This window comes from Sabulicella rubraurantiaca, from assembly GCF_017355885.1.
In the GTDB taxonomy this organism is placed as follows: Bacteria; Pseudomonadota; Alphaproteobacteria; order Acetobacterales; family Acetobacteraceae; genus Roseococcus; species Roseococcus rubraurantiacus.
The window spans coordinates 237401-264242 of sequence record NZ_JAFEUU010000005.1 but is presented as its reverse complement, the minus strand read 5'-3'; the positions used below and the strand labels follow the sequence as shown (position 1 = coordinate 264242).

General features: G+C 69.4%; 24 protein-coding genes. 12 read left to right on the top strand and 12 right to left on the bottom strand.

Annotation, left to right across the window (positions count from 1 at the left end):
• Positions 1-8 precede the first annotated feature (8 nt).
• On the bottom strand, positions 9-2441 hold the full coding sequence (locus JTJ31_RS11470; protein ID WP_207538797.1) for a recombinase: 2433 nt from the start codon (positions 2439-2441) through the stop codon (positions 9-11).
• A 388-nt stretch (positions 2442-2829) separates the two neighbouring features.
• Positions 2830-3036, bottom strand: a complete 207-nt coding sequence (locus JTJ31_RS11465; protein ID WP_207538796.1) for a DUF4170 domain-containing protein — start codon at positions 3034-3036, stop codon at positions 2830-2832.
• 221 nt (positions 3037-3257) lie between these two features.
• On the opposite strand from JTJ31_RS11465, the gene JTJ31_RS11460 reads away from it, so the two are divergent.
• Positions 3258-4898 (top strand): thiamine pyrophosphate-binding protein, encoded by a 1641-nt coding sequence (locus JTJ31_RS11460; protein WP_207538795.1) that lies wholly within the window; start codon positions 3258-3260, stop codon positions 4896-4898.
• A 140-nt stretch (positions 4899-5038) separates the two neighbouring features.
• Positions 5039-6025 (top strand): Bug family tripartite tricarboxylate transporter substrate binding protein, encoded by a 987-nt coding sequence (locus tag JTJ31_RS11455; protein ID WP_207538794.1) that lies wholly within the window; start codon positions 5039-5041, stop codon positions 6023-6025.
• Positions 6026-6034: 9 nt separating this feature from the next.
• Here JTJ31_RS11455 and JTJ31_RS11450 read toward each other — a convergent pair whose 3' ends face one another.
• The 9 genes from JTJ31_RS11450 to JTJ31_RS11410 form a co-directional block, all read right to left on the bottom strand.
• On the bottom strand, positions 6035-6319 hold the full coding sequence (locus JTJ31_RS11450) for a DUF2218 domain-containing protein (RefSeq protein WP_207538793.1): 285 nt from the start codon (positions 6317-6319) through the stop codon (positions 6035-6037).
• Positions 6319-6897: a PadR family transcriptional regulator gene (locus tag JTJ31_RS11445; RefSeq protein WP_207538792.1), complete on the bottom strand. Its 579-nt coding sequence runs from the start codon at positions 6895-6897 to the stop codon at positions 6319-6321. Before JTJ31_RS11445 ends, JTJ31_RS11450 begins: the two co-directional genes overlap by 1 nt.
• 254 nt (positions 6898-7151) lie before the next feature.
• Positions 7152-8123, bottom strand: coding sequence for an ATP-grasp domain-containing protein (locus tag JTJ31_RS11440; protein WP_207538791.1), 972 nt, complete (start codon positions 8121-8123; stop codon positions 7152-7154).
• A 396-nt stretch (positions 8124-8519) separates the two neighbouring features.
• Positions 8520-9827, bottom strand: a complete 1308-nt coding sequence (locus JTJ31_RS11435; protein ID WP_207538790.1) for a solute carrier family 23 protein — start codon at positions 9825-9827, stop codon at positions 8520-8522.
• Positions 9828-9909: 82 nt separating this feature from the next.
• Positions 9910-10890, bottom strand: coding sequence for a Bug family tripartite tricarboxylate transporter substrate binding protein (locus JTJ31_RS11430; RefSeq protein ID WP_207538789.1), 981 nt, complete (start codon positions 10888-10890; stop codon positions 9910-9912).
• A gap of 8 nt (positions 10891-10898) precedes the next feature.
• The gene (locus JTJ31_RS11425; protein WP_207538788.1) at positions 10899-12254 is read right to left on the bottom strand and encodes an LLM class flavin-dependent oxidoreductase; all 1356 of its coding nucleotides are present in this window, start codon (positions 12252-12254) and stop codon (positions 10899-10901) included.
• 179 nt (positions 12255-12433) lie between these two features.
• On the bottom strand, positions 12434-12976 hold the full coding sequence (locus JTJ31_RS11420) for a VOC family protein (RefSeq protein ID WP_207538787.1): 543 nt from the start codon (positions 12974-12976) through the stop codon (positions 12434-12436).
• A 10-nt stretch (positions 12977-12986) separates the two neighbouring features.
• On the bottom strand, positions 12987-13733 hold the full coding sequence (locus JTJ31_RS11415; RefSeq protein WP_236020103.1) for an SDR family NAD(P)-dependent oxidoreductase: 747 nt from the start codon (positions 13731-13733) through the stop codon (positions 12987-12989).
• 1 nt (position 13734) lies between these two features.
• Positions 13735-14379: a GntR family transcriptional regulator gene (locus JTJ31_RS11410; RefSeq protein WP_207538786.1), complete on the bottom strand. Its 645-nt coding sequence runs from the start codon at positions 14377-14379 to the stop codon at positions 13735-13737.
• 165 nt (positions 14380-14544) lie between these two features.
• Between JTJ31_RS11410 and JTJ31_RS11405 the strand changes: the two genes are divergently transcribed.
• The 10 genes from JTJ31_RS11405 (at position 14545) to JTJ31_RS11360 (ending at position 26069) form a co-directional block, all read left to right on the top strand.
• Positions 14545-16713 carry an alpha-ketoacid dehydrogenase subunit alpha/beta gene (locus JTJ31_RS11405; RefSeq protein WP_207538785.1) on the top strand — a complete coding sequence of 723 codons (2169 nt, stop codon included), beginning with the start codon at positions 14545-14547 and terminating at the stop codon, positions 16711-16713.
• Between the two features lie 98 nt (positions 16714-16811).
• A complete protein-coding gene (locus JTJ31_RS11400) occupies positions 16812-18545 on the top strand; it encodes an acetolactate synthase catalytic subunit (protein WP_207538784.1) in 1734 nt (577 codons plus the stop codon).
• 2 nt (positions 18546-18547) lie between these two features.
• Positions 18548-19579 (top strand): zinc-dependent alcohol dehydrogenase, encoded by a 1032-nt coding sequence (locus JTJ31_RS11395; RefSeq protein WP_207538783.1) that lies wholly within the window; start codon positions 18548-18550, stop codon positions 19577-19579.
• Entirely contained in the window at positions 19576-20334 is a 759-nt protein-coding gene (locus JTJ31_RS11390) for an SDR family oxidoreductase (protein WP_207538782.1), read from the top strand. Before JTJ31_RS11395 ends, JTJ31_RS11390 begins: the two co-directional genes overlap by 4 nt.
• 31 nt (positions 20335-20365) lie before the next feature.
• Complete coding sequence (locus JTJ31_RS11385; RefSeq protein WP_207538781.1) at positions 20366-21319, top strand: Bug family tripartite tricarboxylate transporter substrate binding protein; 954 nt, start codon at positions 20366-20368, stop codon at positions 21317-21319.
• A complete protein-coding gene (locus JTJ31_RS11380) occupies positions 21316-22293 on the top strand; it encodes a Bug family tripartite tricarboxylate transporter substrate binding protein (protein ID WP_207538780.1) in 978 nt (325 codons plus the stop codon). Before JTJ31_RS11385 ends, JTJ31_RS11380 begins: the two co-directional genes overlap by 4 nt.
• Positions 22293-22775: a tripartite tricarboxylate transporter TctB family protein gene (locus JTJ31_RS11375; RefSeq protein WP_207538779.1), complete on the top strand. Its 483-nt coding sequence runs from the start codon at positions 22293-22295 to the stop codon at positions 22773-22775. Before JTJ31_RS11380 ends, JTJ31_RS11375 begins: the two co-directional genes overlap by 1 nt.
• A gap of 7 nt (positions 22776-22782) precedes the next feature.
• The gene (locus JTJ31_RS11370; RefSeq protein ID WP_207538778.1) at positions 22783-24285 is read left to right on the top strand and encodes a tripartite tricarboxylate transporter permease; all 1503 of its coding nucleotides are present in this window, start codon (positions 22783-22785) and stop codon (positions 24283-24285) included.
• 89 nt (positions 24286-24374) lie between these two features.
• On the top strand, positions 24375-24932 hold the full coding sequence (locus JTJ31_RS11365) for a LemA family protein (RefSeq protein ID WP_207538777.1): 558 nt from the start codon (positions 24375-24377) through the stop codon (positions 24930-24932).
• 18 nt (positions 24933-24950) lie between these two features.
• On the top strand, positions 24951-26069 hold the full coding sequence (locus JTJ31_RS11360; RefSeq protein ID WP_207538776.1) for a M48 family metallopeptidase: 1119 nt from the start codon (positions 24951-24953) through the stop codon (positions 26067-26069).
• Here the strand turns inward: JTJ31_RS11360 and JTJ31_RS11355 are convergent.
• Positions 26066-26788, bottom strand: coding sequence for a GntR family transcriptional regulator (locus JTJ31_RS11355; RefSeq protein ID WP_207538775.1), 723 nt, complete (start codon positions 26786-26788; stop codon positions 26066-26068). The genes JTJ31_RS11360 and JTJ31_RS11355 overlap by 4 nt on opposite strands.
• Positions 26789-26842: the final 54 nt, after the last annotated feature.

Here is a 26842-nt window from a genome sequence, read left to right as displayed (position 1 = left end):
CGTGCCGCTTAGATCGGGCAGACCCCGCTCGCGCATTGCAGGTGTGCCCAGTCCACGGCCTCCTGCATTGCGCCATCGCGGATGCCTTCCACGATCGCGGCAAAGCGCCCGGCCGAGACCTCCTCCTCCGGCAGGTATTCGTAGCCCAGTTCGGCATCGGGGCGGCTCGGCAGGACGGAGCAGCAGCGCACACGCGGCTGCTCCTCCCGCACGATGTCGCGGAACGCGTCCAGCCCCACGCGGTCGGTGAAGACCTTGAGGGTGTAGCTCACCTGGTTGCCCTGAAGCTCGCCGATCCAGTGCCGCTCCAGCAGGCGCAGCCACGCATATTGCTCCTCCGGCGAAGCTTCGGGCGCGGTCACCAGCCTCGCCCCCAGGCCGAGGCGCAGTGCCAGCGGCACGGTGGGAAAGCCGACGATGCTCATCCCCGGGAAGCTGCGCAGCGCCCTAACTGGGTAGCCGCGCGCCTCATATTCGGCCAGCAGCGGGTCGGACCCCGGCTGCCATGCACCGGTCGCCTCGTCCTTCACACCCTTGAACTGCACCCAGCGCAGGTATTGCCGCCGCGCCGGAAGATGCGCGCCCTCGGTCAGGCCGAAAAGCTTGCTCGTGGTGCCGGCGGGCTTCACCGTCGTCACCGTCGCCGGCCGCGCCATGCCCAGGCTCGCGGCGTAGGCATCCGCCTCCTCCTTCGCGGCGTCGGAGAGCCGCTCCAGCGCCTGCCAGAAGGGGCGCGAACGCTCCTCGTCCAGCAGGTCGTGGAAGCCCAGGCCGAAGCGCATCCAGGCCCATTCGTGCAGGCCGGTGGGGCCGATGCCGATGCGGTTGGTGCGCGCCACCTCCTCGCCATACAGCGCGTCCATCCGGTTCGCGCGGATCAGGAAGCGCACGCCGAGCCGTACGCTGTCTTCCACGCGGCGGTCCCAGAGCGCGGCAATTTCCGCAGGCACCGCACCCGGAACGAGTGAGTCGAATCCGACCGGGCAGGCGAGCAACGGCGCGAAATCCGCGATCACGCAGTAGCCGCCGGTGACATGCAGCGTGATCTCGCCGCACGGGTTGGTTGTGACCGGGAAGCGCGCGCCGGCGGCACGGCGCGACGCCTTGGCCAGCAATGCGGCGGCATGGTCCACCTGGTAGCGGGCGCTGCGGAAGTCGCGCCCATCCTCGTAGACTGGCTTGGCCCAGGCGCCGCCGCTGCGGTGGTCCTCCAGCCGGTCGCCATTGATGAATCCGGGCTCGCCGTTGATGTAGGCGCAGCGCGTCACCTCGGCGAAGACCGCCTTGGCGTGCAGGGTCAGCGCGTCCCGGTCGGCTTCCGGCGCACGCACCCGGCTCCAGAACTCCGCATCCACCATCACCGAGTTGTTCGCGGTCCAGAGCCCGCCTTCGGATTTCGCGCGCACGAAGCGCAGCACACCTGCGTCGCGCCAAGACTTGGTGGCCATGCGGGCCGCGCGCCGTGCCCCGCCCACCTGCACCTCGACCGAGAGGTGATGGTCCACCAGCAGCGCCTGCTCCCAGGGCTGCAACGCCTCGCCCTTCGGGTCGCGGTCCAGCGCGGGCACCAGCACCTCGCGCCGGATGTTCAGAAGTCCCCGCAGCAGCGACACCGGCCCGGAGGAAGGCCGCTCCTGCATGCCCCGGATCGGGCTGCCCGCGGGGCGGATCTCGGACAGGTCGAGCACCAGCACGCGGTCCCGCGCGCCCGCGAAGGCCATCGATTCCAGAAGCTCGACCGCCTTGGCCCAGCCCTCGCGGCTATCCGCCACGCGGTGGATCACCGCGCCTTCCGGCGCCGCGGCAAGGTCGGGCAGCAGCTCCGTCGCCAGGAAACGCCGCACCTGCGCCTCGGCCTCTGCGTCGAAGCCGGCCTCGTCCATGCCCCAAGGCAGGATGCCCATCTCGATCCCGAAACGCCGGAGTCCGTCCCGCCCAGCCGGATAGTCGGGATGGGAGGTCCCCAGATGCAGCAGGAGGGTTGGCGCCTGCCCCCAGTCCACCAGACAAAGCTCGTCATCATAGGCCCGCCCGACGCCCGAGCCATTCAGCAGGAGATAGAATTCAGCAAAGCAGGCGATGGCCGTCGCGCAGTTGGTGAAGACCTCCATGTTGCGCGCGGCCTGCCCGGAATCGCCGTGCTGCAGGTGTCGCCCGGAGGTCAGCAGCGCCCCCGTTGCGATGGCGTTGCGCAGCCGTGCCTGCTCCCCCGCATCGGCCCGCGGCACGAGGCTCATATTGCCGGCCGCGACCCGATCCGCCACGCGGCCAAAATCCTCCGCATCCTCGGGCCGGAAGATGGTGCGGCGGCCGACCGCAACTCCCATTCCCCCATCCAGCGGCCGCGCGGTAAGCGGCGCCACGCCGAAGCTGGCGCCGACGACAGAACTCGCCGCCTGCCGCTCAACCGGGTCTTGGAAAAGGGGATGGAAACCATCCATCAGGACACTCCGCAATCATGAACACCAAGCAGACGGCGCCCTCCAGATTACGGTGGGGCACCACCCAGGCCGGTAGAAAGAAGCCTCCAGCGAAACCACATATGGTGTTCATGGCTGCTTTAGGCAACCAAATCTTGCGTTTTGCGCCCCAACATCGGCGGCGCAGCTTTGACCGGTTTGGGAAGCATAGGACCGCCTGCGAAACGTCGCGGGCGCGGGATGGATGGAACGGCTTCTCCGCCTAAGCGCAGCGGGGCAGGTCGTCCGCCGCGCCACCAGCAGTGTGGAGCATGACCTCAGAGCGGCACTCGCCCCGATGAAGCCAGCTCACGTTGGCCATGTGGGCACACGCGAAGGCAGGATGCCCCGCGCGTGCCTACCGAATCGTTCAGCCGCTGACGGGCTGTGCCCGCATCACGAAGAGCCGATGCGTCGCGATATCCACCTTTCGGCGCATCTCGTCCTGCCAGACGCGATTGGCCACGGCCTCGCTGTGGAAGGGGCCATGCAGCTCCTCGGTTCCGGGTTCCAGTTCCTCGAAATCCGTGTCCTTGAATACGCCACCCCACACGACCCAGAATCCCCGCTTGCTCATCGTCGTCTCGATCTCCTGAGAACCATCTGCGGCCCGGCGCCCCGTCGGCGCAGCCGCGTCGCGTGCGGCAGCCAATAGCCGCAGGCCTCGCCGAGTGAAACCGCAGCACCATTCCTTCAATGCCGCGCAAGCCCGCATCGTTTTCTTCCGGGAGGCGGCCGGGTTTCCATGGGGCGCATCCCAGCGCATGCTCGCGACTACGACAGCGGGAAGGAAACGTCATGGCTTATACGGTGGGCGAACTCGTCGCCGAGTTTCTGCCGGCGGTGGGGGTGGACACCGCCTTCGGCATCGTTTCCGTCCACAATATCCCGATGCTGGACGCGCTGAGCCAGCGCAACGCCGTTCGCTACGTGATGGCGCGCGGCGAAATGGGCGGCGCGCACATGGCCGATGCCTATGCCCGGGTGTCGGGGCATCTCGGCGTCATCTTCACCTCTACCGGCCCTGGCGCCGCCAATGCCGTGCCCGGCCTCGTCGAGGCCCGCTTCGCCGGCAGCCCCGTGCTGCACATCACCGGCCAGACCGCCACGCGCTTCCTCGACCGCGACATGGGCACGGTGCATGACGTTCCCGGGCAGACGGAGATGCTCGCCAGCGTCTGCAAGCGGGCCTTCCGCATCCGCGCACCGCAGGAGGCCCTGGCGACGCTGATGGCCGCCGCCACCGCCGCGCTGACGCCGCCCATGGGCCCGGTGAGCGTCGAGGTCCCGATCGACATCCAGCGCATGGAGGTGCAGCGCCCCGACTGGTCCTCCATCGCGCTCTCCATCCCCCCTGCCCTGCCGCCCGAGCCCCTCGCCCTCTCGGCCGCCATCGCTGCGCTGCGGCAGGCGAAGCGGCCCATGCTGTGGCTCGGCAATGGCGCCAAGGGCGCGCGGGACGCGGCGCTGCGCTTGCTCGACCTCGGCTTCGGCGCCGTGTCCTCGTGGAACGGGCGCGGCATTGTGGCGGAAGACGACCCGCGCACCCTGGGCGGGCTCCATGGCGCGGGCTCGCCGCCCGTCGCGGAGTTCTTTGGGACATGCGACGCCATGCTGGTCGTCGGCAGCCGCCTGCGCGGGCACGAGACGATGGAGTTCGCGCTGAAGCTGCCGCGCCCGCTGATTCACGTGGATATCGACCCGGCCGCCAATGGCCGCACCTACCAGCCTGACATCTTCGTGCAGGGCGACGCGGCTCTGACGATGCATGCAGTCGCCGATGCGCTGGGAACCCGCCCCGACGGCCTCCAGCGCGACCTCGCCGCGCTGAAGCCGCGCGCCGTGGCGGAATACGCCCGTGGCCTCGGCCCCTATGAGAGCTTTCCCGCCACGCTGCGCGCCACCATGCCGCGCGAGGCGCTTTGGGTGCGTGACATCACCATCAGCAACTCCGCCTGGGGCAACCGCATCATGCCGGTCCTGGGGCCCCGCGACGCCGTACACCCGGTGGGTGCGGCCATCGGGCCGGGCCTGCCGCTCGGCATCGGCGCGGCGATGGCGGGCAAGGGACGCAAGACCATCGCGATGGTGGGGGATGGCGGCTTCGCCCTGAACCTGCCCGAGCTGTGGACTGCGGTGCAGGAACAGGCCGAGCTCGTCATCATGGTGATGAACGACAAGGGCTATGGCGTCATCCGCCACATCCAGGACCATGCCGCGGGCCGCCGCTTCTTCCATGACCTCCAAGGGCCGGATCTGATGCAGCTGGCGGCGCTGGCTGGGTTGCCCGGAATGCGCGTCTCCGCCGTGGAGGAATTCGGCCCGACGCTGGAAAAGGCCTTTGCGACGAAGGGTCCTGTCCTGCTCGAGATCGACATGGCGACCATCGGCGAGCACCCGCCCTACGCGCCCTACAACCAGGCGCGCAAGGCCAGCTGAGCCGCACCCGAATCATTCCTTGCGGCGCCTCCGACCCTTGTGGTCGGATCGCCGCGCGCAGCACCGGCCGTCCCGGAGCACACCGCGCGAAGACGATGACGCACGCGCCGGGAAAAGGGCGCGGCCAGGGAGGATTCCAGATGCTCAAGCGTCGCACCCTTGCGGCTGCGCTCGCGCTGCCCGCTTTCGGCGCGCCCCGGTCCCACGCCCAGTCCACGGCCGCCTCCTGGCCGGAGAAGCCAATGCGCTACCTCGTCGGCGGCGCGGCGGGCGGGGCAAGCGACATCTTCATGCGCATCCTGGAGAACCACCTGCGTGAACGCCTGGGCCAGCCGCTCTGGCTCGACAATCGCCCCGGCGCGGGCGGCATGGTCGCCGCGGAGATCACGGCCCGCGCCACGCCGGACAACCACACCTTCTTCGTCAACCACATTGCCAGCCACGGCATCGGGCCGACCCTGTATCGCACGAGGCTCAGCTTCGATCCGTTGCGCGACCTACCGGGCGTCGCACGCATCGCGCAGCTCCCCAACGTGCTGATCGTCAAGCCCGACCGCGGCATCAACACGGTCCAGGACCTGGTGCGCTTCATCAAGGCGAATCCGCGTCAGTCCAACTTCGCCTCTGCCGGGGCCGGCACCTCCTCGCATCTTTCGGGCGTGCTGTTCGGGCTCCGCATGGGCATCGAGGTCCAGCACGTTCCCTATCGCGGCACCGCCCCCAGCATGGCCGCCGTCATGAATGGCGAGGTCCTCTTCGCCATCGACAACGCCCCCGCCAGCCGCCAGCAGGTCCTTGCCGGGATGCTCCGCGCGCTCGGCGTTTCCACGGCGCAGCGCGTCAGCTTCATGCCGGAACTGGCCACGCTGCAGGAACAGGGGGTGCCGGATTTCGATGTGGCGAGCTGGTACGGCGTCGCGGCGCCCGCCTCGACCCCGCGCCCGATCATCGAGCGGCTGGGCCAGGAAATCGTCACGGGGCTGCGTGACCCCGGCATCATCCAGCGCGTGCGCGAGTTCGGCGCCGAGCCGATGCCCCTTCCCCCCGCCGAGTACGACGCCTTCATGCGCCGGGAGGTGGAGAAGTGGCGCCCGGTGGTCGAGGCCTCGGGCGCGACGGTCGACTAGGACGCCGCGTCAGCCCTCCCGCCACTCGACCACGACGGGCTCGCGTAAGGCGAAGCGGACCAGGTGGCGGGCAACTACGTCCTGAAGCTGCGCAAGCTGCGCCGCATCCGGTGCGGTGACCGACAGCTTCAGCACGCCCGCCCCCGCCTCCAAGCGGCAATCGCCGATGGTAAAACCGATTTGGCCCCTCTGCTCATCAAAGGTGACAGGGCGCTTATGGGCGAAGTGCTTGCAAAGCTGCTGCAGGTAGCGTCCCGGCGTCGCGGTCGGGACCAGGGCCTGGGCGGTATTCATCACGCGCGCTCCACGCGGGTCGCGGCCTCGTCAAGGGCCGCCGCGATGGCCTGGATTTCGGCCGGACTTAGCGGGCCACGCGACAGGCGCAGCCGCAGCGCGAGCTTCAAATTCTCCATGGCCCGCAGGACAGGCGGCGCCGCATGTCCGCCTCCGGCACGACCGGCCTCCTCCATCCGGGCCAGCAGCGCATCCAGCGCGGGGCGGTTCGCCTCCAGGAAGGCGCGCCCCTCCTCTGTGATCGCGTGCTGCTTGCGCGTGCTGGCCCCGTCGGTTGAGACGGAGACGAGGCCCGTTTCCTCCAGCAGGGTCAGGGTCGGGTAGATCACGCCCGGGCTGGGGCTGTAGGCGCCAGCGACGCGCTCTTCGATCGCCTTGATGATCTCGTAGCCATGGCGCGGCTTCTCAGCGACCAGATGAAGGATGACGAGGCGCAGATCGCCATGGGCGAAGAAGCGCCGCAGCCCGCCTGCGCCATGCCGCCCGTGACGACCGAAACCGGGGCCGCCTTCGCCACGTGCGAAGCGGCGTCCGCCACCGTGGCAGGAATGCGGGTGACCATGATGTCTGTGATGCATGTCTATCCCCGAGTGTGTTTAGACATGACTTAGATATATCTAAAATGCAGGCGTACAAGCTCCTTTAGGACTGCGCAAAGGTGGCGCTACCGCCAGCATGCGGAATGTCAGGCCGTGCCGGACAGCCCCGCCGCATGCGTACGGCTGCCGCTGATGCAGGAAGAGCCTATTCAGCCAAACGGAGGCTGTCAGCGCCAAGAGCGGGCCGTCGACCCGCGCCCTTTCGCTTCGCCTCCCGCCTGGCCAGTCCGGCCCTAGGCCGCGCGCACCTGCGTCTCACCGAGCAGACCGCCGAGATAAGCGGCCAGCGCACCCATGCCTGAGCGCTGCGTTCCGGCGATGCCGGCGCGGGCCTCCGCCTCGGGATTGTAGTTCGTGTTGGTGTTCACGTCGTAGACCAGCTTCTGGCCATCCGGTCCAACGATGAACTCGATCCCGGCCACATCCACGCCGGCCCCATCCAGGAACGCCTCGAGCTTGGCGATGAAGGCGCGATCCGGAACTTCCACCACGGTGAACTTATGCGCCGGGCGACCGGACTCCTCGCCCACCGGGCAGACCTGATCGCCGATGGCGCAGACATCCGCCGGGCAAAGCTCGAACCCCTCGCTCGTGTCCACCTCGACCGCATAGGTGAAGCGACGACCGGTGAACTCCGCGCGGGTGATCACGGGGCGCGGCGCCCGCACATAGGCCTGAAGAAGCTGGATCCCGTCCACCGGCGCCTCGTAGCGGTCACTGCGGACATAGTCCTCCAGACCCTCGAGTGTGTGGAAAAGCTGCACGCCCAGGCCCTTGCCGCCGCGATTGGGCTTCAGGATGACCGGCTTACCGGCGAAATGCTCGCGCGCCGCGGCGACGATGCCGTCGCGACCCGCCACCATGACAGTGCGCGGCGTCCTCAGCCCGGCCGCTTCGAGCGCCGCGTATTGCCGCACCTTGCTGATCTCGAGGTCGAGCGCCGCCGGACCGTTCACAACCTTCCGCCCCCAGCGCGTCAGCCAAGCCAGTACGCCGACCGTCAACTCGGCGGAATATCGGTGGTCCCGCGTGTGCGAGGACGCGCTCATGCGGTTGTAGAACACCCCCTCCGGAGGCGGAGCCGACAGGTCGAAGATCTTGTCGTGCATGAACCACTCGGTCCAGGGCAGGCCCTGCGCATCCAGCGCCTCGGCGAGTGGCGGCAGCCAAGCCGGGTTCTCGTGAATGACGTGGATCTGGCTCATCGCGGCGCTCCTCGGACGGTCCGTTCAGGATGCACGATGTATGGTCGCGTATTGCGGATTTCACAAGTGGCCGCGAATTCCACTATTATTCCACTATTATATAGTGTCTTTTCCTGCCCCGCCCGCTTCTTGCGCAGTGCTGGCGTCTTCGCGATTAGGGGGTCGCGGACGAGGGATGTGGAGGGCCCCACCGAGGAGGTGGAGCTCCGGCTCCCCGAAGGCTTGAACACCGCCGTGTTCGGCCAACCATCGACGAAAATCACCAGCACCGCGAATGAAGCAGCCTGGCCTCCCGCGCGAACTCCGCCCCGTCCCTCCCGAGCCTCGGCATCCACGAAGCGCTGAAGCTCGGGCGGGAGGGCAATGATCTGCCTGGATCCGTCTGTGCGATCCTGCTCAAGGCATTGCGCGTCCGCCGTGATGGGTCGCGCGGTCCGCCCTTCCCCGCAGCAGCGCATGCAGCAGGATCGCCCCGAAGGTCGCGGTCCCGATCCCGCCCAGGGCGAAATCGCCGAACCGCAGCGTGAACTCGCCCGTTCCCAGCACCAGCGGGATCGCAGCGGTCATCAAATTCTCCGGGCGCGAGAAATCCACACGGTTGTCCACCCAGATCTTCGCACCGGCGACGGTGATCAATCCGAACACCACGATGGACACGCCACCCATCACCGCCAGCGGGATGGCCTGGATCAGCGCCCCGAACTTGGGTGAGAAGCCCAGCACCACCGCCACCAGCGCCGCCACCACGAAGATCGCGGTCGAATAGACCCGCGTCGCCGCCATCACGCCGATATTCTCGGCATAGGTCGTGACGCCTGTGCCGCCGGTGGACCCGGCCATGATCGTCGCCAGCCCGTCCCCCAGGAAGGCGCGGCCCATATGGGGGTCCATGTCGCGCCCGGTCATCGCCGCCACCGCCTTCAGATGGCCGAGATTTTCTGCCACCAGAACCAGCGCAACGGGGGCGATCAGCAGGATCGCGGGGCCGGAGAAGACCGGCGCGGTGAAGTCCGGCATCCCGAACCATGGGGCGGCCGCCACCGCTTCCAGGCTCACCGGCGTGCCGAGGCCCAGCCCGTTGGTCAGCACCGCATAGGCGATCGTGGCCAGGAACAGCCCGAACAGGATCAGCAGGCGCTGCACCATCCCCCGCGTCCACACTGCGACGAGGGCGAGCACCAGGAAGGTCAGTCCCTGCATCCAGGCATCGAAGGCGGTCGGCGCCATATTCTTCACCGGGATCGCCGCAAGGTTGAGGCCGATCACCGCAACGACCGTCCCCGTCACGACCGGCGGCATCAGCCGCTCGATCCAGCGGGTCCCCGCCGACATGACGACCAGGCCGATGGCGGAATAGAGCACGCCGCAGGCGACGATGCCGCCCAATGCCACAGCCAGGCTCGGATTCGGCCCGCTTCCCGCATATCCCGTCGCCGCCAGCACCACGGCGATGAAGGCGAAGGAGGAGCCCAGGTAGCTCGGCACCTTGCCGCGCGTGACCACGAAGAACAGCAGCGTGCCAAGGCCGCTCATCAGGATCGCGATGTTGGCGTCGAACCCCATCAGTCGCGGCGCGAGCACGGTGGCGCCGAACATCGCCACCACATGCTGCACGCCCATGGCCATCGTCTGCGGCCAGGGCAGCCGCTCATCCGGCGCAATGGGCGCACCCTCCGTGCCCTCGCGCCTCGTCCAGTGCAGCATCCCAAACCCCCTTCGACTCCGCCGGGGATTGGGACGCAGGGCTGGCCGCGGCGCAAGGGGCGCCGCGGGCCTCAGCGCGGCGTCAGGACTCGACGCGCACGTTGGCGACGCGGACCACCTCGGCCCAGCGCGTCACCTCGTTCTGGACAAAGGCGGTGTACTCGGCGGGGCTCATCTTGCCCTCGGGTTGCATCGCCATGCCGCGCAGGAGTTCGCGCCCCTCCTGCGTCGCCAGCCAGCCCGCGAGGCTGGCATTGAGCCGCGACACGATCTCCGCCGGGATGCCGGCACTGCCCGAAAGCCCGTACCAGGCATTCGCCACCATGTCCGGATAGCCCTGCTCCGCCCAGGTCGGGATGTCCGGATAATCGACCATGCGCTCGCGCGAGGCGACGGCCAGGCCGCGCATCCGCCCACCCGTCACCTGCCCGCCATGCGAGGACATGTTGTCCGAGATCAGCTCCAGCTGCCCCGCCAGCAGGTCGGTCTGCGCCGGCGCCGAGCCGCGATAGGAGATGTGCTGCACCGGGATGCCGAGGGTGCGCCCTGCCAGTTCCCCGCTCAGATGCCCCAGGCTGCCGATCCCGCCGGAGCCGAATGTGGCTGGCGTGCCGCGCCGCTTCACTGTCTCCACCAGTCTCGCAAGGTCGCGATACGGCGCGGCCGCGCTGGCGAGCAGCACCATCGGCCCTGTGCAGACCAGCCCGATATGGGTGAAGTCGCGCATCGGGTGGTACTGCAGGTCGGAATACAGCCCTGGCGCCACGCCATGCGCGGCGCTGCTGGTGACGATCAGCGTGTAGCCATCGCCCGGCGAGCGCGCGACGGCCGTGGTGCCGATGCGCCCGCCCGCCCCGCTGCGGTTGTCCACCACGAAGGGCTGGCCGAACTCGCGCTCCATGTGCCGCCCCATGGAACGGCCGATCGCGTCCAGCGACCCGCCGGCCGCGAAGGCGATCACGATGCGGACGGGCCTGTTGGGCCAAGCGCCTTGCGCGGCGGCGAGGCCCGGCAGGGCTAGGGCCGGCAGCGAAAGGGCGAGGCGGCGGGACAGGGTGGTCATGCGCTCTCCTATTCAGCGGCGGCGGAGGCGCCGCCCGCGACGTGGCGGTTGACGGGGCGGGGCAGGCCCAGATGCTCGCGCAGCGAGGTGCCGGTGTAGTCCTGGCGGTACAGGCCGCGCCGCTGGAGTTCGGGCACCACCTTCTCAACGAAATCCGTGAGGCAGGTGGGCAGGACGGGGAAGGTGACCATGAAGCCGTCGCAGGCCCCGGCCTCCATCCATTCCTCCATCACGTCCGCGATCTGCTTCGGCGTGCCACAGAGCGTCGTCTTGCTGCGGTTGTAGCGCTGCGCGATCTGCCGCAGCGTCAGCCCCTCGCGCACCATCCCGGCGATCTCGGCGAAATAAGCCTGGTGGTGGTTGCTGGCGGCGGGAATGCGATGCGGCGGCACCGGCTCGTCCAGCGGCAGGTCCGACAGATCCACCTCCAGATCCTGGCTGACACGCGCGACGCCGACGGCGGGGTGCAGCATCTCCTGCAGCTCGCGGTTCTTGGCCTCCGCCGCCTCGGCCGTGTCGCCGACGATGCAGGTGATGCCGCCCAGAACCTTCAGCGTATCCGGGTGGCGCCCATACTTCGCCATGCGGCCCTTCAGGTCCTTGTAGAACTCCACCGCGCCCTTCACCGTGGCGGCGGTGCCGAACACCACCTCCGCGGTCGCGGCTGCCAGTTCCTTTCCTGTGTCCGAGGCGCCGGCCTGGATGATGACGGGATGGCCCTGCGGCGAGCGGGCGATGTTCAGCCCGCCATGGACGCGGAAATGCTTCCCCTCATGCGCGACGGGATGCATCTTCTCCGGCACGAAGGAGAGCTTTTCCTCCCGGTCGTAGATCCAGGCATCGTCCTCCCAGGTATCCCAGAGCTGCTGCACCACCTCGACGAATTCCTGCGCGCGCGCGTAGCGCTCGCCATGCGGCGGCAGCTTGGCGTGGCCGAAATTGCGCGCCGCGAAATCATTGGCCGAAGTGACGACATTCCACGCCGCGCGCCCGCCCGTGATGTGGTCGAGCGAGGCGAACATGCGCGCGACGTTGTAGGGCTCGCTGAAGGAGGTGGAGACGGTCGCCCCCAGCCCAATATGCGTGGTCGCACCGGCCACGGCCGAGAGCAGCGTCACAGGCTCCAGCACGTTCATGAAGACCGGCCCATGGCTCCAGATCTTTAGGTGCTCGGTGCGGACGGCCGGCGTGTCGGCGATGAAAAACAGGTCGAACTTGCCCTTCTCGGCAAGCTGGGCGATGCGCCGGTACCAGTTGATGTCGGGCCCCGCATCCGGTTGCGCCTCGGGCGCGAGCCAGGAGGCGAGATGTGTTCCATTGGGCTGGACCAGCGTGGCAAGGGCGATCTGGCGTCGTTGCGGCATGGGAGGATCCTCCGGCGTTCCGGCCGGCAGTAAACTCCCATCCCGTGCCGAACCGGAAGAGGCCCGCCCTGCCCTGCCCATCCGGAAGGCACCCTGCCCAGCATACGGCAGAAGCCTGCGCCGCTCAGGGCATTCCTTCATGCCTCAGCATCGGCGCGACGGCGAAGGCCCCGCGCGGTTCACCGTGCGGGATCGCGCGGGTCCCACAGCAGGCGCTCGGCGCCGCGTGCATAGGCCTTGCCTTCCGGGTAGCTCACCAGTTCGAATTGCAGGCCCCAGGGCGCACGGAAATAGACCCAGCTTTGGCCCGCGCTCGGTCCGGAGTGGCGCACCACCGGCTCGCCCATGATCTCGACGCTATGGGCGCGCAGATGCGCCAGCGCAGCCTCCATGTCGTCCACGTAAATGGCGATGTGGTGCCCACCCACATCGCTGTTGCGTGGCCCGTCACGACGCTGATCCGGCGCCTCGTACTCGAAGAGTTCAAGGTTCAGCCCTAGTCCCAGCCGCAGGAAACGCAGCATCCGCACGCGCGCCGCCGGGTCCACGCCCAGGCAACGCGCCATGTCGTCACGCGCTGCCTCGATGGGGCCAATGTCATAGAAGCGCTCTGCCCCAAGCACCTCGACGAAGAAGTGTGTCGCCTCCTCCAGGTCCGGCACGGTCAGCCCCACATGGTCGCCGCCGCGCAGCCCCGGCAGTCCCTTGCGCGCCTGATTCATGCTGTCTCCCTCATGCCATGTGGAGGCCGCCATTCACCTGGATCGCCTCCCCGTTCACGAAGCCCGCCGCGTCGCTGCACAGGAAGGCGACGACGCTCGCCACCTCCTCCGGCCTGCCATGCCGGCCCAGGGGCGTCTGCGCACGCAGCGCCTCGCCCCGGGCCTCGCGTAGCCCTTCCGTCATGGCCGTCTCGATGATGCCGGGTGAGACGGCGTTCACCCGGGTGCGCGGCCCGATCTCCCAAGCGAGGCTGCGCGCGAAGCCGATCAGCCCGGCCTTGGCCGCGGCGTAATGCGCGTGGTCGCGGCTGCCGCGGTGCCCGGCGACGGAGGAAAGCAGGACGATGGCGCTGTTGTCGCGCAGCGCCGGAATGGCGGCCCGGCACAGACGGAACACGCCGTCCAGGTTCACCTCCATCACCAGCCGCCATGCCTCGTCACGCATCGTCGCGACGGCGTCACCCGGGTAGATGCCCGCAGCAGGGATCAGGAAATCCACGCCGCCGAAGCGCCGCACGCATCGCGCCACCGCCTCCTCCGCATCCGCACCGGATGTGGCATCGAGGCGCATCACCTCGACACGCCCTGCGTCGCCCAGTGTGGATGCCAGCGCCTCCAGCGCCGCCAGGTCGCGATCCGCCAGCAAAAGTGTGGCGCCCGCCTCGTGGAAGATCCACGCCACCTCCCGCCCGATGCCCCCGGCCGCGCCGGTCAGCAGCAAGCAGCGCCCCGTGAAGTCATGCATGGTGCGCCCCATCTCAGAAGATCTCCGGATGCGCGGCGAGGGCGAGGCGCGTGCGGCGGATGTGCAACGCCAGCAGCGCTTCGGCATCCACCCGGTTGCGGCGGCGCAGAGCCTCCACCAGCAGGCGGTGTTCGTGATGGATCACCCATTGCCCCTCCCGCCCGACCAGCGAGGCATAGGCGCGGCGGTAATGCTGCGTCCGGTCCCAGAAGCCACGGATGGTGGCCTCCAGCATCGGCATTCCGGATCGGCTGCTGGACAGGAGGTGGAAGACGCGGTCGAGGCGCAGGAAGGTCTCTACATCCTCGGCGGCCTCCATCTCGGCAGCCAGGGCTTCCAGCCGCGCGACCTCCTCCTCCGTCAGGGCCAGGATGCCTTCGCCGAGGGCCAGCGGCTCCAGCCGCTCGCGCATCTTATAGGTCTCGATGCACTCGGCGAGGTCCAGCTTGGCGACCCAGGCGCCGCTATTGGCCACGAGGCGCACGAGGCCCTCTGCCTCCAGCACGCGAAGCGCCTCGCGGACTGGGATGCGGCTGCTGCCGAAGCGCTCGGCCAGTTCCTCCTGGCGGATGCGGGCGCCCGGCTCCATGGCCCCGCTCAGGATCGCCTCGCGCAGCGAAGCCGCCACGCGCCGCCCGACCAGCGATTCCACACGCATCGCGCCCTCCGTCCTCCGGAGGTTCATGGCATGGGCCAAGCCCGAAAGGCAAGGCGATTGGATACGATGGAGCCGTCTGCAGCGCCGAAAGCGACCAAAACGCTTGTCATTGGATACAATCACTGTCAAAGCCGATGCGTCGGAGGAAGGCCCAGGAACGACGCCATGGCTGAAGAGACCCCCCTCGCCCACACCGCGCCCTGGGTCGCGCTGCGTGCCACCCAGGACGACTGGGATGCGGTCCCGCCAGAGGCGCTGCGCCGGATGCTCACCTCCCTCCACCTCATTCGCGCCTTCGAGGAGGCGGTGCTGGAGTTGGCCGGCGAGGGGCTGGTGTATGGCCCCGCCCATTCCTCCATCGGCCAGGAAGGCGGAGCGGTCGGCGCGATCCTGCCCCTCCGCTCCACCGACCACGTGAACGGGTCGCATCGCGGCCACCACCATTTCCTTGCCAAGGCGCTGAACCACGTCTCCGCCTCGCAACCCCTCGACCCCGACGCACCCTTCGACGGGATGATCCGCCACACGCTGCACGGCGCGATGGCGGAGATCATGGGCCTCGCCCCCGGTTTCTGCCGCGGCCGCGGCGGCTCCATGCATCTTCGCTGGGCTGAGGCAGGGGTGCTGGGCACCAACGCCATCGTCGGCGGCGGCGTGCCGCTTGCGGCTGGCGCTGCCTGGGCGCATCGCCACGCCGGCACCCAGGACGTCGCTGTCACCTTCTTCGGTGACGGCGCGATGAACATCGGCTCCGTGCTGGAGACGATGAACCTCGCCGCCGCGTGGAAGCTGCCGCTGGTCTTCTTCGTGGAGAACAATCGCTACGCCGTTTCCACCACCGTCGAGGAATCCACCGCCGAGCCACGGCTTTCCGCACGCGGCCCCGGCTTCGCCATCCCCTCCTGGCGCGTGGACGGCATGGACCCGGTGGCGGTGATGCTGGCGATGGACCGCGCCCTCGCCCATGCCCGCGCCGGCCATGGTCCCGCGCTGATCGAGGCCGAGGTCTATCGCTTCTTCCACCAGAACGGCCCGCTCCCCGGCAGCGCCTTCGGCTATCGCTCCAAGGAAGAAGAGGCGCAGTGGCGCGCCCGCGACCCGCTGGACCGCGTGGCGCGCGAGATGACCCGGCGCGGCCTTATCACCGATGACGAGGTTTCGGCGCTCCGCCGCCGCGCGATGGAGACGCATGCCGGCATCGTCGCTGAGCTGACGGAGCCGGATGGCAATGCGCGCCGCATTCGCTCCACCCTCTGGCCCGACCGCGCATTCCGCGACGTGGGCGTCCGCGGCGACCTATCGGAGCTGCGCGGCAAGCCCGTGCTGGGCGATGCACCCCCCGGCCCGCTGACCGAGCGCCGCTTCGTGGACGTGGTGGCCGACGTGATGACTCGCCGCATGGAGCAGGACAGCCGCATCGTCGTGCTGGGCGAGGATGTGCACCGGCTGAAGGGCGGCACCAACGGCGCCACGCGCGGCCTCGCCGAGCGTTTCCCCGGCCGCGTCCTCGGCACGCCGATCAGCGAGAACGCCTTCTTCGGCCTCGCGGGCGGCGTGGCGATGGATGGGCGCTTCCGCCCGGTGGTGGAGTTCATGTACCCGGACTTCATGTGGGTCGCCGCGGACCAGGTGTTCAACCAGGTCGGCAAGGCGCGCCACATGTTCGGCGGGGACATGGCGGTTCCTCTGGTCCTGCGCACCAAGGTGGCCATGGGCACCGGCTACGGCTCGCAGCATTCCATGGACCCGGCCGGCATCTTCGCCACCGCGCCAGGATGGCGCATCGTCGCCCCTTCTGACCCGGTGGACTATGTCGGTCTGATGAACGCGGCCCTGGCCTGCGACGACCCAGTGCTCGTGCTTGAGCACGTGGATCTCTACAACCGCACCATGCCCGCCCCGGCGGAGATGGACTACCTCCTCCCGCCCGGCCGCGCCGCTCTGCGCCGCAAGGGGCGCCGCGCCACGGTCATCACCTATCTCTCCATGGTGCATCGCGTGCTGGAAGCCGCCGAGAAGCTCGATGCCGACGTGGACGTGATCGACCTTCGCTGGCTGGACCGCGCCAGCCTCGACTGGGACACGATCAGCGAGAGCGTCCGTCGCACCAACAACGTCCTCCTCGTCGAGCAGGGTGCGCGCGGCACCTCCTACGGCGCGTGGCTGGCCGACGAGATGCAGCGCCGCCTCTTCGACTGGCTCGATCAGCCCATCCAGCGCGTAACAGGTGGCGAGGCTTCGCCCTCCATCTCCAAGGTGCTGGAACGTGCCGCCTTCGCGGGCACGGAGGAGGTGGAGGAAGCCCTCACCGAGTTGCTGCGCCACGCCGCGTAGCAAGCACGGCGGGCCGGCCGCGGGTTGACACCGCGCGTTCCCCCGGCCTTGATATATCCAACATCACATAACGCCCCTTTGGGCAGGGAGAACGTCCGATGCCGGATAGCGCAACGCCGCGCGCCGTCGTCCACAACGCGACCGTCGCGATGCGCCTCGCCGAGGCCTTCGCACGTCACGGCGTGACGGTGACCTTCGGCCAGAGCCTGCCCTCCGCCTTCCACCTTGCCGCGCCCCAGGCAGGCATCCGCCAGGCCATGTACCGGCAGGAGAACATGGGCGGCATCATGGCCGACGGCTATGCGCGCATCAGCGGCCGCGTCGGCGTCGTCACCGCCCAGAACGGCCCAGCCGCCGCCCTGCTCGTCGCCCCCCTGGCCGAGGCGCTGAAGGCCTCCGTCCCCGTGGTGGCGCTGGTTCAGGAGGTGAACCGGAACCAAGCGGACAAGAACGCTTTCCAGGAACTCGACCACATCCGCATGTTCGACGCGGTGGCGAAATGGGTCCGGCGCATCGACCGCGCCGACCGGCTGGAAGATTACGTGGACATGGCCTTCACCGCCGCCGCCTCGGGCCGCCCCGGCCCGGCCGTGCTGCTCGTTCCGGCCGATCTGCTGACCGACAACGCCGCGCCGCCCAGTCCGCGCCGCGCCAGCCTCGGGATCTATCCGCTCGATCGCTCCCTGCCCGATCCGGCGCTGATCGAGCAGGCGGCGGACCTCCTCGCCAAGGCGAAGGCGCCGCTGGTGCTGGCTGGCGGCGGCGTCCACCTTTCCGACGCCTCTGCCGCCCTCGCCGCGCTCCAGCAGGAGGCGCATCTGCCGGTGGGCACCACCGTCATGGGCAAGGGTGCGGCGGACGAGAATCATCCACTGACCCTGGGCATCATCGGCTATGTCATGTCGCCCGGCGCGCGCAGCCACAGGATGCGCGCCATGGTGGAGCGCTCGGACGTGGTGCTGCTGGTCGGCACCCGCACTAACGCCAACGGCACCGACAACTGGACGATGTTCCCCGAGGGGACGCGCTTCATCCACATCGACCCCGACCCCCAGGAGATCGGCCGCAACTACGAGGCGCTCCGCCTCGTCGGCGATGCGCGGCTGACGCTCGAAGCCCTGCGCGCCGCCCTGGCGAAGCGCGACCTTTCCGCCCGCAAGTCGGCGCGCGATTCCATCGCGGGCGAGATCGCCGAGGCGGTTTCCGACTGGCGCCGCCGCATCCAGGACGTCTCAACCCGCGAAGGCCGCCGCGTCCGCCCCGAGCGCATCATGGCCGAGCTGGATCGCCGCATGACCGGCGAGGAGATCGTCGTCGGCGATGCCAGCTACTCCTCCATGTGGGTCGGGCAGTTCCTCACCGCTCGCCGCGCCGGGCAGCGCTTCCTGACGCCGCGCGGCATCGCCGGGCTGGGCTGGGGCCTGCCTCTCGCCATCGGCGCGCAAGTGGCCGCCCCCGACCGCCGCGTCATCTGCCTCGCCGGCGATGGCGGCTTCGGCCATTCCTGGGCGGAGCTGGAGATGCTGCGCCGGCACGAGCTGCCGGTGACGCTGATCGTGCTGAACAATGGCATCCTCGGCTACCAGAAGCACGCCGAACAGGTGAAGTTCGGCGAACACACGGATGCGGTGGACTTCACCGAGGTGGACCACTCGTTGATCGCCAAGGGCTGCGGCGTCGCCTCGCTCCGCGTCACCGAGGCGTCTGAGATCGGGGCCGCGCTGGACGAGGCCTTCTCCGCCCGCCGCCCGATGCTGATCGACGTCGTTTCCGACCCCGATGCGCGGCCGCCGATCAACTACTACGCCGGCCATTTCGACGAGCCCTACTGAGTATGCAGACACTGCGGAAGTCGCGCCCCGGCTTCGGGCTGGGGCTGGAGCCCGTTTCCACCCTCCCCGCCCCGGCGGCCGGAGAGGTTCTAGTGCGCGTCGAGAATGTCGGCATCTGCGGCAGCGACGTGCACGCCTATGAGTGGACGGATGGCTACGGCTTCATGGAGCCGCATTTGCCGGTCACCATGGGTCACGAATTCGCCGGCCATGTTGCTGCCGTCGGCCCCGGTGTGGAGATACAGTCGGGGCAGCGAGTCGCCGTGATGCCCGGCATCCCCTGCGGCACCTGCCCCGCCTGCCGCCGCAACGACCCGCGCGGCTGCACCAACCGCAGGACCGTGGGGCTGACCGTGGATGGAGGCTTCGCCTCCCATGTCCGCGTCCCGGCGGTCAACTGCATCACCCTCCCCGACAACGTGGACACCGAGGTGGGCGCGCTTGCCGAACCACTCGCCGTGGGCTGCGAGGGCGTGCTGACGGCGGGGGTCGGGCTGGGCGACACGGTGCTGGTGATGGGGCCGGGCACGATCGGCCAAGCCCTCGCCCTCATGGCGCGCTTCGCGGGGGCGGCGCGCGTCATCGTCTCCGGCCGTGCCGACGCGCCGCGCTTCGAGGTGCTGCGCGCCCTCGGCTTCACGCACCTCGTGGACGTGGCGGAAGCCCCGCTGCGCGATCAGGTGCTGGCGCTGAACGGCGGGCAACCAGTGGACGTGGTGCTGGAGGCGACGGGCATCCCCTCCACCGTGAACGAAGGCCTTTCCGTGCTGCGCAAAGACGGCGTGCTGGTCGCGGTGGGCATCCATGCCTCCTCGCTTACCCTGCCGCTCACGGATTTCGTGCGGATGCGCCACCAGCTTCGCGCCTCGCACGGCGCCGCGCGCCGCACCTGGGACCGCGTGCTGGCCCTGCTGTCGCGCGACCCGGAAGCCTTCCGCCCGATGATCACCCACCGCCTGCCGCTGGAGCGCGGCGTCGAAGGGTTCGAACTGGCGCGCCAGCGCGCCGCGTCCAAGGTGATGCTGCAACCATGAGCGAACGCGAACGCCTAGCCCTCGTCACCGGCGCGGGGCGCGGCATCGGCGCCGCCATCGCCCGCCACCTGGCGCAGCGCGGCCACCCCGTCCTACTCACCGACGTGACCGGCGACGAGGAGACGACCGCTGCCGCCCTACGCGCGGAAGGCCACGACGCCCGCGCCCTGCCTCTCGACGTGTCGGACGAGGCTGCTGTGGGCGCCCTGCCCCAGGCGCTGGGCGCGGACTGGTCGCGCCTCGCCATCGTGGTGAACAATGCCGGCATCTCGCCCAAGCATGGCGGCAAGCCGCTTCCGGTGGTGGAGATGCCCGTCGCCGAATGGCGCCGCGTGCTGGAGGTGAACCTGACCGGCGCCTTCCTCGTCACCCAGGCCGCCATCCCGGCGCTGGTGTCGCGGGGCTGGGGCCGCGTGGTGATGATCACGAGCCAGGCGGCGCGCGCCAAGAGCATGGTGGCCGGCGCGCATTACGCCGCCTCCAAGACCGGCCTCACCGGTCTCGCGCGCTCCCTCGCGACGCAGCTTGGCCCGCGCGGCGTCACAGTGAACTGCATCGCCCCCGGCCGCATCGAGACACCGATGGCCCAGGGCGCCGCCGCTGGCATGAACGAGGCCTTCCTGGCCAACATCCCGCTCGGCCGCATGGGAACACCGGAGGAGGTGGCGGAGGTCGCGGGCTTCCTCGCCTCCGATGCCGCTTCCTACCTGAATGGCGCGACGATCGACGTGGGCGGCGGCAGCTACATGCCCTGAGCCGGGCGCACGACAAAGGGAGGGAACGACAATGAACCGACGGCAAGCCATCCTCGCATCAGGGGCCACGATCCTCGCCGCGCCGGCCGTGCGTGCACAGGGCGCCGCCTGGCCGGATCGCGAAATCACCATCCTCGTCGCCTATGGCGCCGGCGGCTCCACCGATGTCTGCACCCGTGCCCTCGCTGGCGAGGCCGAGAAGATCCTGGGCGTGCCGGTGCAGATCGTGAACCGCACGGGCGGACAGGGCACCAGCGCCCCGGCCCAGGTCGCCACGATGCGGCCGGATGGGCACACGCTGGCGACGGCAGGCATGGCCGCGCTGGCGATCCTGCCGCACGTGCTGGACCTCCCCTACACGCTGGACAGCTTCACCTTCCTGCCCGGCTATGCCCGGTACCTCTATGGAATCGCAGTCCCGGCCGAGAGCCCGATCCGCACCGCACAGGACCTCATCGCGCAGGGGCGGCAGCGCCGCGTCACCTTCGCGGCCGCTGGCGCGCCGCAAAACGTGGGCATGTTCGAACTGAACAAGAAGCTCAACACCCGCTTCGGCTTTGTCCCCTTCCCCGGTGGCGCCGAGGCGGTGACGGCCGCCATCGGCCGCCACGTGGATTTCGTGGCGCAGAACCCACCGGAGATGCTGCCCGCGCTGAAATCCGGAAGGTTGCGCCTCATCGCCTCGGCCAGCGACGTCCGCTGGAAGGAGTATCCGGACGTGCAGACCTTGCGCGAGCAGGGCGTGGACCTCGCGGTGGACAGCGTGCTCGGCCTCGTCGGGCCGAAGGGCATTCCGCAGGACCGGCTGGAGCGGCTGAACTCCGCGCTGCTGCAGGCCGCACGCTCCACCGGCGTGGGCGAGACGGTGAGCCGCTTCGGCATGGTCCCCGCCCCTGTCCCCTCCGCGGATTTCGAGGCGATGCAGCGCCGTGCCTTCGCGGAGTTCGGCCCGCATCTGCGCGAGAACGGGCTGGCGCGGCGATGAGCGGACAGGAGACGATGGTGAAGCGCCGCCACCTCATCCTAGCGACCGGCGGCGGCACGCTGCTGGCCGCGCCCTCCCTCCACGCGCAGGGCGCGCGCTGGCCGGATCGCGAGATCACCATCCTCGTTCCCTTCGGCGCCGGCGGCTCCACGGACGTTTCGGTGCGCGCCGTAGCGGCGGAGGCCGAAAAGACGCTCGGCGTTCCCATCCAGATCGTGAACCGCGTCGGCGGCCAGGGAACAGCGTCGCTGATCCAGCTCGCGCAGTCGCGGCCGGACGGGCACACGCTCGGCAGCGCCGCAATGTCCGGCCTCGCCATCGCGCCGCACATGATGGAAGTTGCCTACAACCTCGACAGCTTCGCCTATCTCTCCGGCGCGGCGCGCTTCCTCTACGGCATCGGCGTAAAGGCAGATGGTCCCTATTCCTCCATCCAGGACCTCATCAACGCCGCCAAGGCACGGCGCATCACCTTCAGCGCCACCGGCCCGCCCAACAACCTCGGCATGTTCGAGCTGAACCGGAAATACGGCACGCGCTTCCACTTCATCCCCTTCCAGTCGGGGGCCGAGGCTGTGACGGCGGTGCTGGGCGGCCATGTGGAAGCCACATCGCAGACGCCGCCGGAGATGCTTCCGGCCATCCAGTCCGGCCGGATGCGCCTCCTGGCCGCGTCCTCTCCGGCACGATGGAAGGAATTCCCGGACATTGCCACGCTGCGGGAAGCCGGCTTCGACGTGACGATCGAAAGCCTTCTGGGCTTCATCGCCCCGCGCGCCACGCCGGCAGACCGCCTCGCCACCCTGTCCGACGCCTTCCGCCGCGCCGCTGAATCCCCGGCGCTGGAGGCGGCGCTCGGCCGTTTCGGCATGGTGCCGGCGGTGATGGACGGGCCGGGCTTCGAGCGCGCGATCCGCGAGGGCCATGCCCGCTTCGGCGAGCAGCTTCGCGAGGCGGGACTCGCGAGGCGCTGATGGCCTGGAACGCCCGGCTCGTCGCGATCGCTTCCCTCGCCTTCGCCGCCCTCGCGGGGTGGGAGGCGGCGCGCCTGCCAGCATGGTCGCAATTCGACGGTCCGGGGCCGGGCCTCCTGCCGCAGATCCTCGCCGCGCTGATTGCCGTCGCGGCGATCGGCGTCCTCGTCGCCCCCGGAACAGGAGAGCCGGAGGGCGGCAACGCCTCGCCGCTGCGGTCGCGCGGCTTCCTCGGCTATGCGGGTGCGATGGTCGGGGTGGGGCTCGCGCTCCCCTATCTGGGCTTCGGCGTGACCGGCTTCCTCGCCACACTCCTGGTCCTGCGCGTGGCCGAGGGGGCGGGTTGGGGCCTTGCCCTGTTCTGGTCCTTCACCCTCGTCATTGCCGTCACGCTGGTCTTCGGTACGGCGCTCGGCGTGCCCTTCCCGCCCGGCCCGGTGGAGCGCCTGCTGGCGCCGCTCGGCCTCGTCCGGCTGGGCTGACACCGCCATGATGGAAGGTCTCCTGCACGGCTTCGCCGTGCTGATGACGGTGCAGAACGTCACGCTCTGCATTCTGGGCGCCGTGCTCGGCACGCTGGTCGGGGTGCTGCCAGGCCTCGGCCCTGCCACCACCATCGCGCTGCTGCTGCCCATCTCGCTGAAGCTCGACCCCACGGGGGCGATCATCCTGCTGGCGGGCATCTATTACGGCGTCGCCTATGGCGGGACCATCACCTCGGTCCTGATGCGCATTCCCGGCGAGGCCTCCTCCGTCGTCACCTGCATCGACGGCCACGCCATGGCGAAGCGCGGCCGCGCGGGCGCCGCGCTGGGCATCGCCGCCATCGGCAGCTTCATCGCCGGCACCTTCGGCATCCTGGGCGTCATGCTGCTTTCCCCGCCCCTGGCCGAGATCGTCATCGCCTTCGGGCCCTGGGAATACGCGGCGCTGATGCTGGCTGGGCTCTCGCTCATCGCCTTTTTCGCTGCCTCCGGCATCGCCAAGGCGGCGCTGATGGCCTTCCTTGGACTGTTCCTGGGCCTCGTGGGGTTGGACCCAATCAGCGGTACGCCGCGCTTCACCTTCGGCGTGCCGGCTCTGGTGGACGGGGTCAACATTGCACCCCTCGCCCTTGGCCTATTCGGCTTGTCGGAGCTGCTTTTCCTTGCACTCTCCAAGGACGCAAAGCCGGAGATCCTGCGCCCGCCCTCGACGATGCTCGGCTTCATGCCGAACCGCGAGGAATGGAAGCGCAGCGCCGCCCCCATCGCGCGCGGCTCCGTGCTGGGCTTCTTCGTCGGTCTGCTGCCGGGCGGTGGCGCCGTGCTCGCCTCCTTCCTGTCCTATGCGGTCGAGAAGCGCCTCACCCGCCACCCCGATGAGTTCGGCAAGGGCGCCATCGAGGGCGTTGCCGGGCCGGAAAGCGCCAACAACAGCGGCACGGCGGGCGCCTTCATCCCGCTTCTGACCCTGGGCATCCCGGCCAATGCGGTGACGGCGCTGCTGCTCGGCGCGCTCCTGGTGCATGGCGTGCAGCCGGGGCCGATGATCCTGGAGCGCCAGCCGGAACTCTACTGGGGCGTCATCGCCTCCATGTATTTCGGCAACTTCATCCTGCTGGTGCTGAACCTGCCCTTCGTCGGGCTCTTCGTCCGCGCGCTGGAGGTGCCGCGCCGCTACATGGCCACTGCCATCCTGCTGATCTGCGCCATCGGCACCTGGAGCGTGGGGCTGAACCATTTCGACGTGCTGATGGCCGTCGTGTTCGGCTTCGTCGGCTTCGCGCTGCGCCGTGGCGGGTTCGACCTTGGGCCACTGGTGCTGGCCTATGTCCTCGGCCCCACGCTGGAGCGCTCGCTGCGCCAGGCGCTGCTGATCGCCGATGGCGATGTGACGGAGGTGGTGAACCACCCCATCGCGCTCGGCTTCCTCGCCGCCGCGGCGCTGATCCTGCTCAGCGGCATGGTGATGCGCCGCCGCCCGGCAGTGGTGCAGGACGGGGGAAGCTAGGCCGGGCGCCCCTTAGCCTCCCCCGACAGCGGGAGACAGCCGCGCCGAGCTCCGTCTATCCTGCACCCACCACGGGAGAAGAACACGCGATGGAATGGGTGCTGCTGGGCCTTGCCGTATTGCTGCTGCTTTGGCTTGTCATGATCTACAACCGTCTGGTCGCGCTGCAGCAAAGTGTGGCCCAGGCCTGGGCCGACATCGAGGTCCAGCTCAAGCAGCGGCATGACCTGGTTCCCAACCTCGTGGAGACCGTGAAAGGCTATGCCGGGCATGAGCGCGGCACGCTCGACGACGTCATCCGGGCCCGCAATGCCGCGGTCAGCGCCCATGGGCCCGAACAGACGGCTGCGGCGGAGGGCCAGCTTGGTTCCGCGCTGGGCCGGCTCTTCGCGCTCTCCGAGGCCTACCCCGAGCTGAAGGCAAACCAGAACTTCCTTTCCCTTCAGGAGGAGCTTTCCGCACTGGAATCCAAGATCGCGGCGGCAAGGCGCTTCTTCAACAACGCCGTCGCGGAGATGAACGGCGCCATCGGCTCCATTCCGGCGGTGTTCTTCGCCCGGAGCTTTGGCTTCACGCCAAGCAACTTCTTCGAACTGAGCGCGACGGAGCGCGCCGCCGTTCAGGCGCCGCCGCAGGTGAAGTTCTAGCCTAGGGCCAGAACGGCCATGCAGACATTCGGGCTCCGCACCCATGCCTGGAACACGGCGCTCCGCTCCATCCTCCTGCTGGCGGGCTTTCCGGTCCTGCTGACGGCGATGGGCTATGCCCTCGCGCTGCTGCTCGCGGCCAGCGAAGCGCCGACCGTGACCGAAGGGTTGCGCCGCGCGGCCACGCTCCTGCCCGCCGTCATCCCGGCTGCCCTGGTGCTGGCGCTTCTCTGGTTCGCCATCGCCTGGTTCGCGCATACGCGTATCCTGGACCTCATCACCGGGGCGCGGCGTATCACGGATGCAAGGCAGGAACCCCGTCTGTGGCGACTGACCGAGGCGCTCTGCATCAGCCGTGGCATGCCCATGCCGCGCCTTGCCATCATCGAGACTGAGGCGCGCAACGCCTATGCGGCGGGGCTGACCCGCCAGCAGGCCTCGGTGACCGTGACACGCGGATTGATGCAGGCCCTGGATGACCGCGAGCTTTCGGCCGTCCTTGCGCATGAGCTCAGCCATATCCGCAATGGCGATGCCCGGCTCGGCGTGATCGCCGCGGTCTTCGTTGGCGTCATCACCCTGGTGACGGACCCGGTGTGGCGCGCCCTGCGCCTGCTGGATTGGGGGCGCGACGGGGACCGGAAGCAGCGCTCCTCATCCTCCCGCGGCGGAAAGGGCGGGGGTGCTGCGCTGGCGCTGATCGCGATTGCCGTCGTGATCGCGGCGCTCGCGCATCTGCTCGCCGTCGTGCTGCGGATGGCGCTGTCCCGGAACCGCGAATACCTGGCGGATGCCGGCGCGGTGGAGATGACGCAGGACGCGGATGCGATGATCTCCGCCCTGCGAAAGGTCGCACAGCGTCCCGAAATGCCGAAGATCCCGGACCAGGTGCGCGCCTTGTTCCTGCACGACGCGGCGCTGTCGCGCGGCGCGGGCTGGTTCGCCACCCACCCGCCCATCGAGGACCGCGTGGCCTCGCTGGTGCGCTTTGCCGGCGGGCGGGACCCTGGCCCGCTGCCATCGGTCGAAGCTTCGCCTGGACCGGAAGCCACATCCGGTTCCGCCGAGCCCGAGCAGAATCTCCGCGCGGACCATGACCCCGACGAGGCGGCTCCTCTGCCTCCCACGCGGGGCTAGGGGCGGGACCGGCCCACTGCGCCCTGAGCCTCGTCCGGCTGTTCCGCGAGGTGCGGCAAGAGCTTCGCGCCGCCTTCCAGGATGTCCCGCCGGATGGCCGTCGCCGCCGCCACCCCGTCCCGCTCGCGCAGCGCCTTGAGGACCAGGACATGCGGGTGCGGGTCGGGCACCGTCGCTCCGGCGCTGTCGAAGAGGTAGTTGAGGAAGGGTCCGCTCTGCGACCACAGCCCCTCCACCAGCTTCAGCAGGCGCGGCATTCCCGCCGCTCCGGCGAGAAGCAGGTGGAACTCCTCGTTCCAGCGCAGCGCGGCAGTGAAGTCTTCCTTCGCCTTGGCCTGCATCAACTTCTCATGCACCTGCGCCAGCCGGTTGAGGCCAGACTGCGTGATCCGCTCCGCAGCGCGCTCCGCCCCCATCCCTTCCATCGCCATGCGAAGCTCGCGCAGCTCCAGATAGGCGGCGCGCGTCAGCATGGGCACGGTGAAGTAGCGCCCGGCCTGCATCTCCAGCGCGCCCTCGGCGGTGAGCTGCAGCAGTGCCTCGCGCACCGGCGTCAGGCTCGTTCCGAGTCGCATGGCGAGGTCGCGCCCGTTCAGCCTCTCTCCGGGGCGCAACTCGCCCGTGGTCAGCGCCTTGCGCAGCTTCTCATAGGCGAGCGTGCCAAGGTTGCGCCGGCCGATGGGGTCGAGCGCCCGCGGCGCCGGTTTCGCGGCGCTCACGCGGCTTCTTCGCGTCGTCGGGATGATGCGAGCCATGGCGCCATGTGCCGTCCC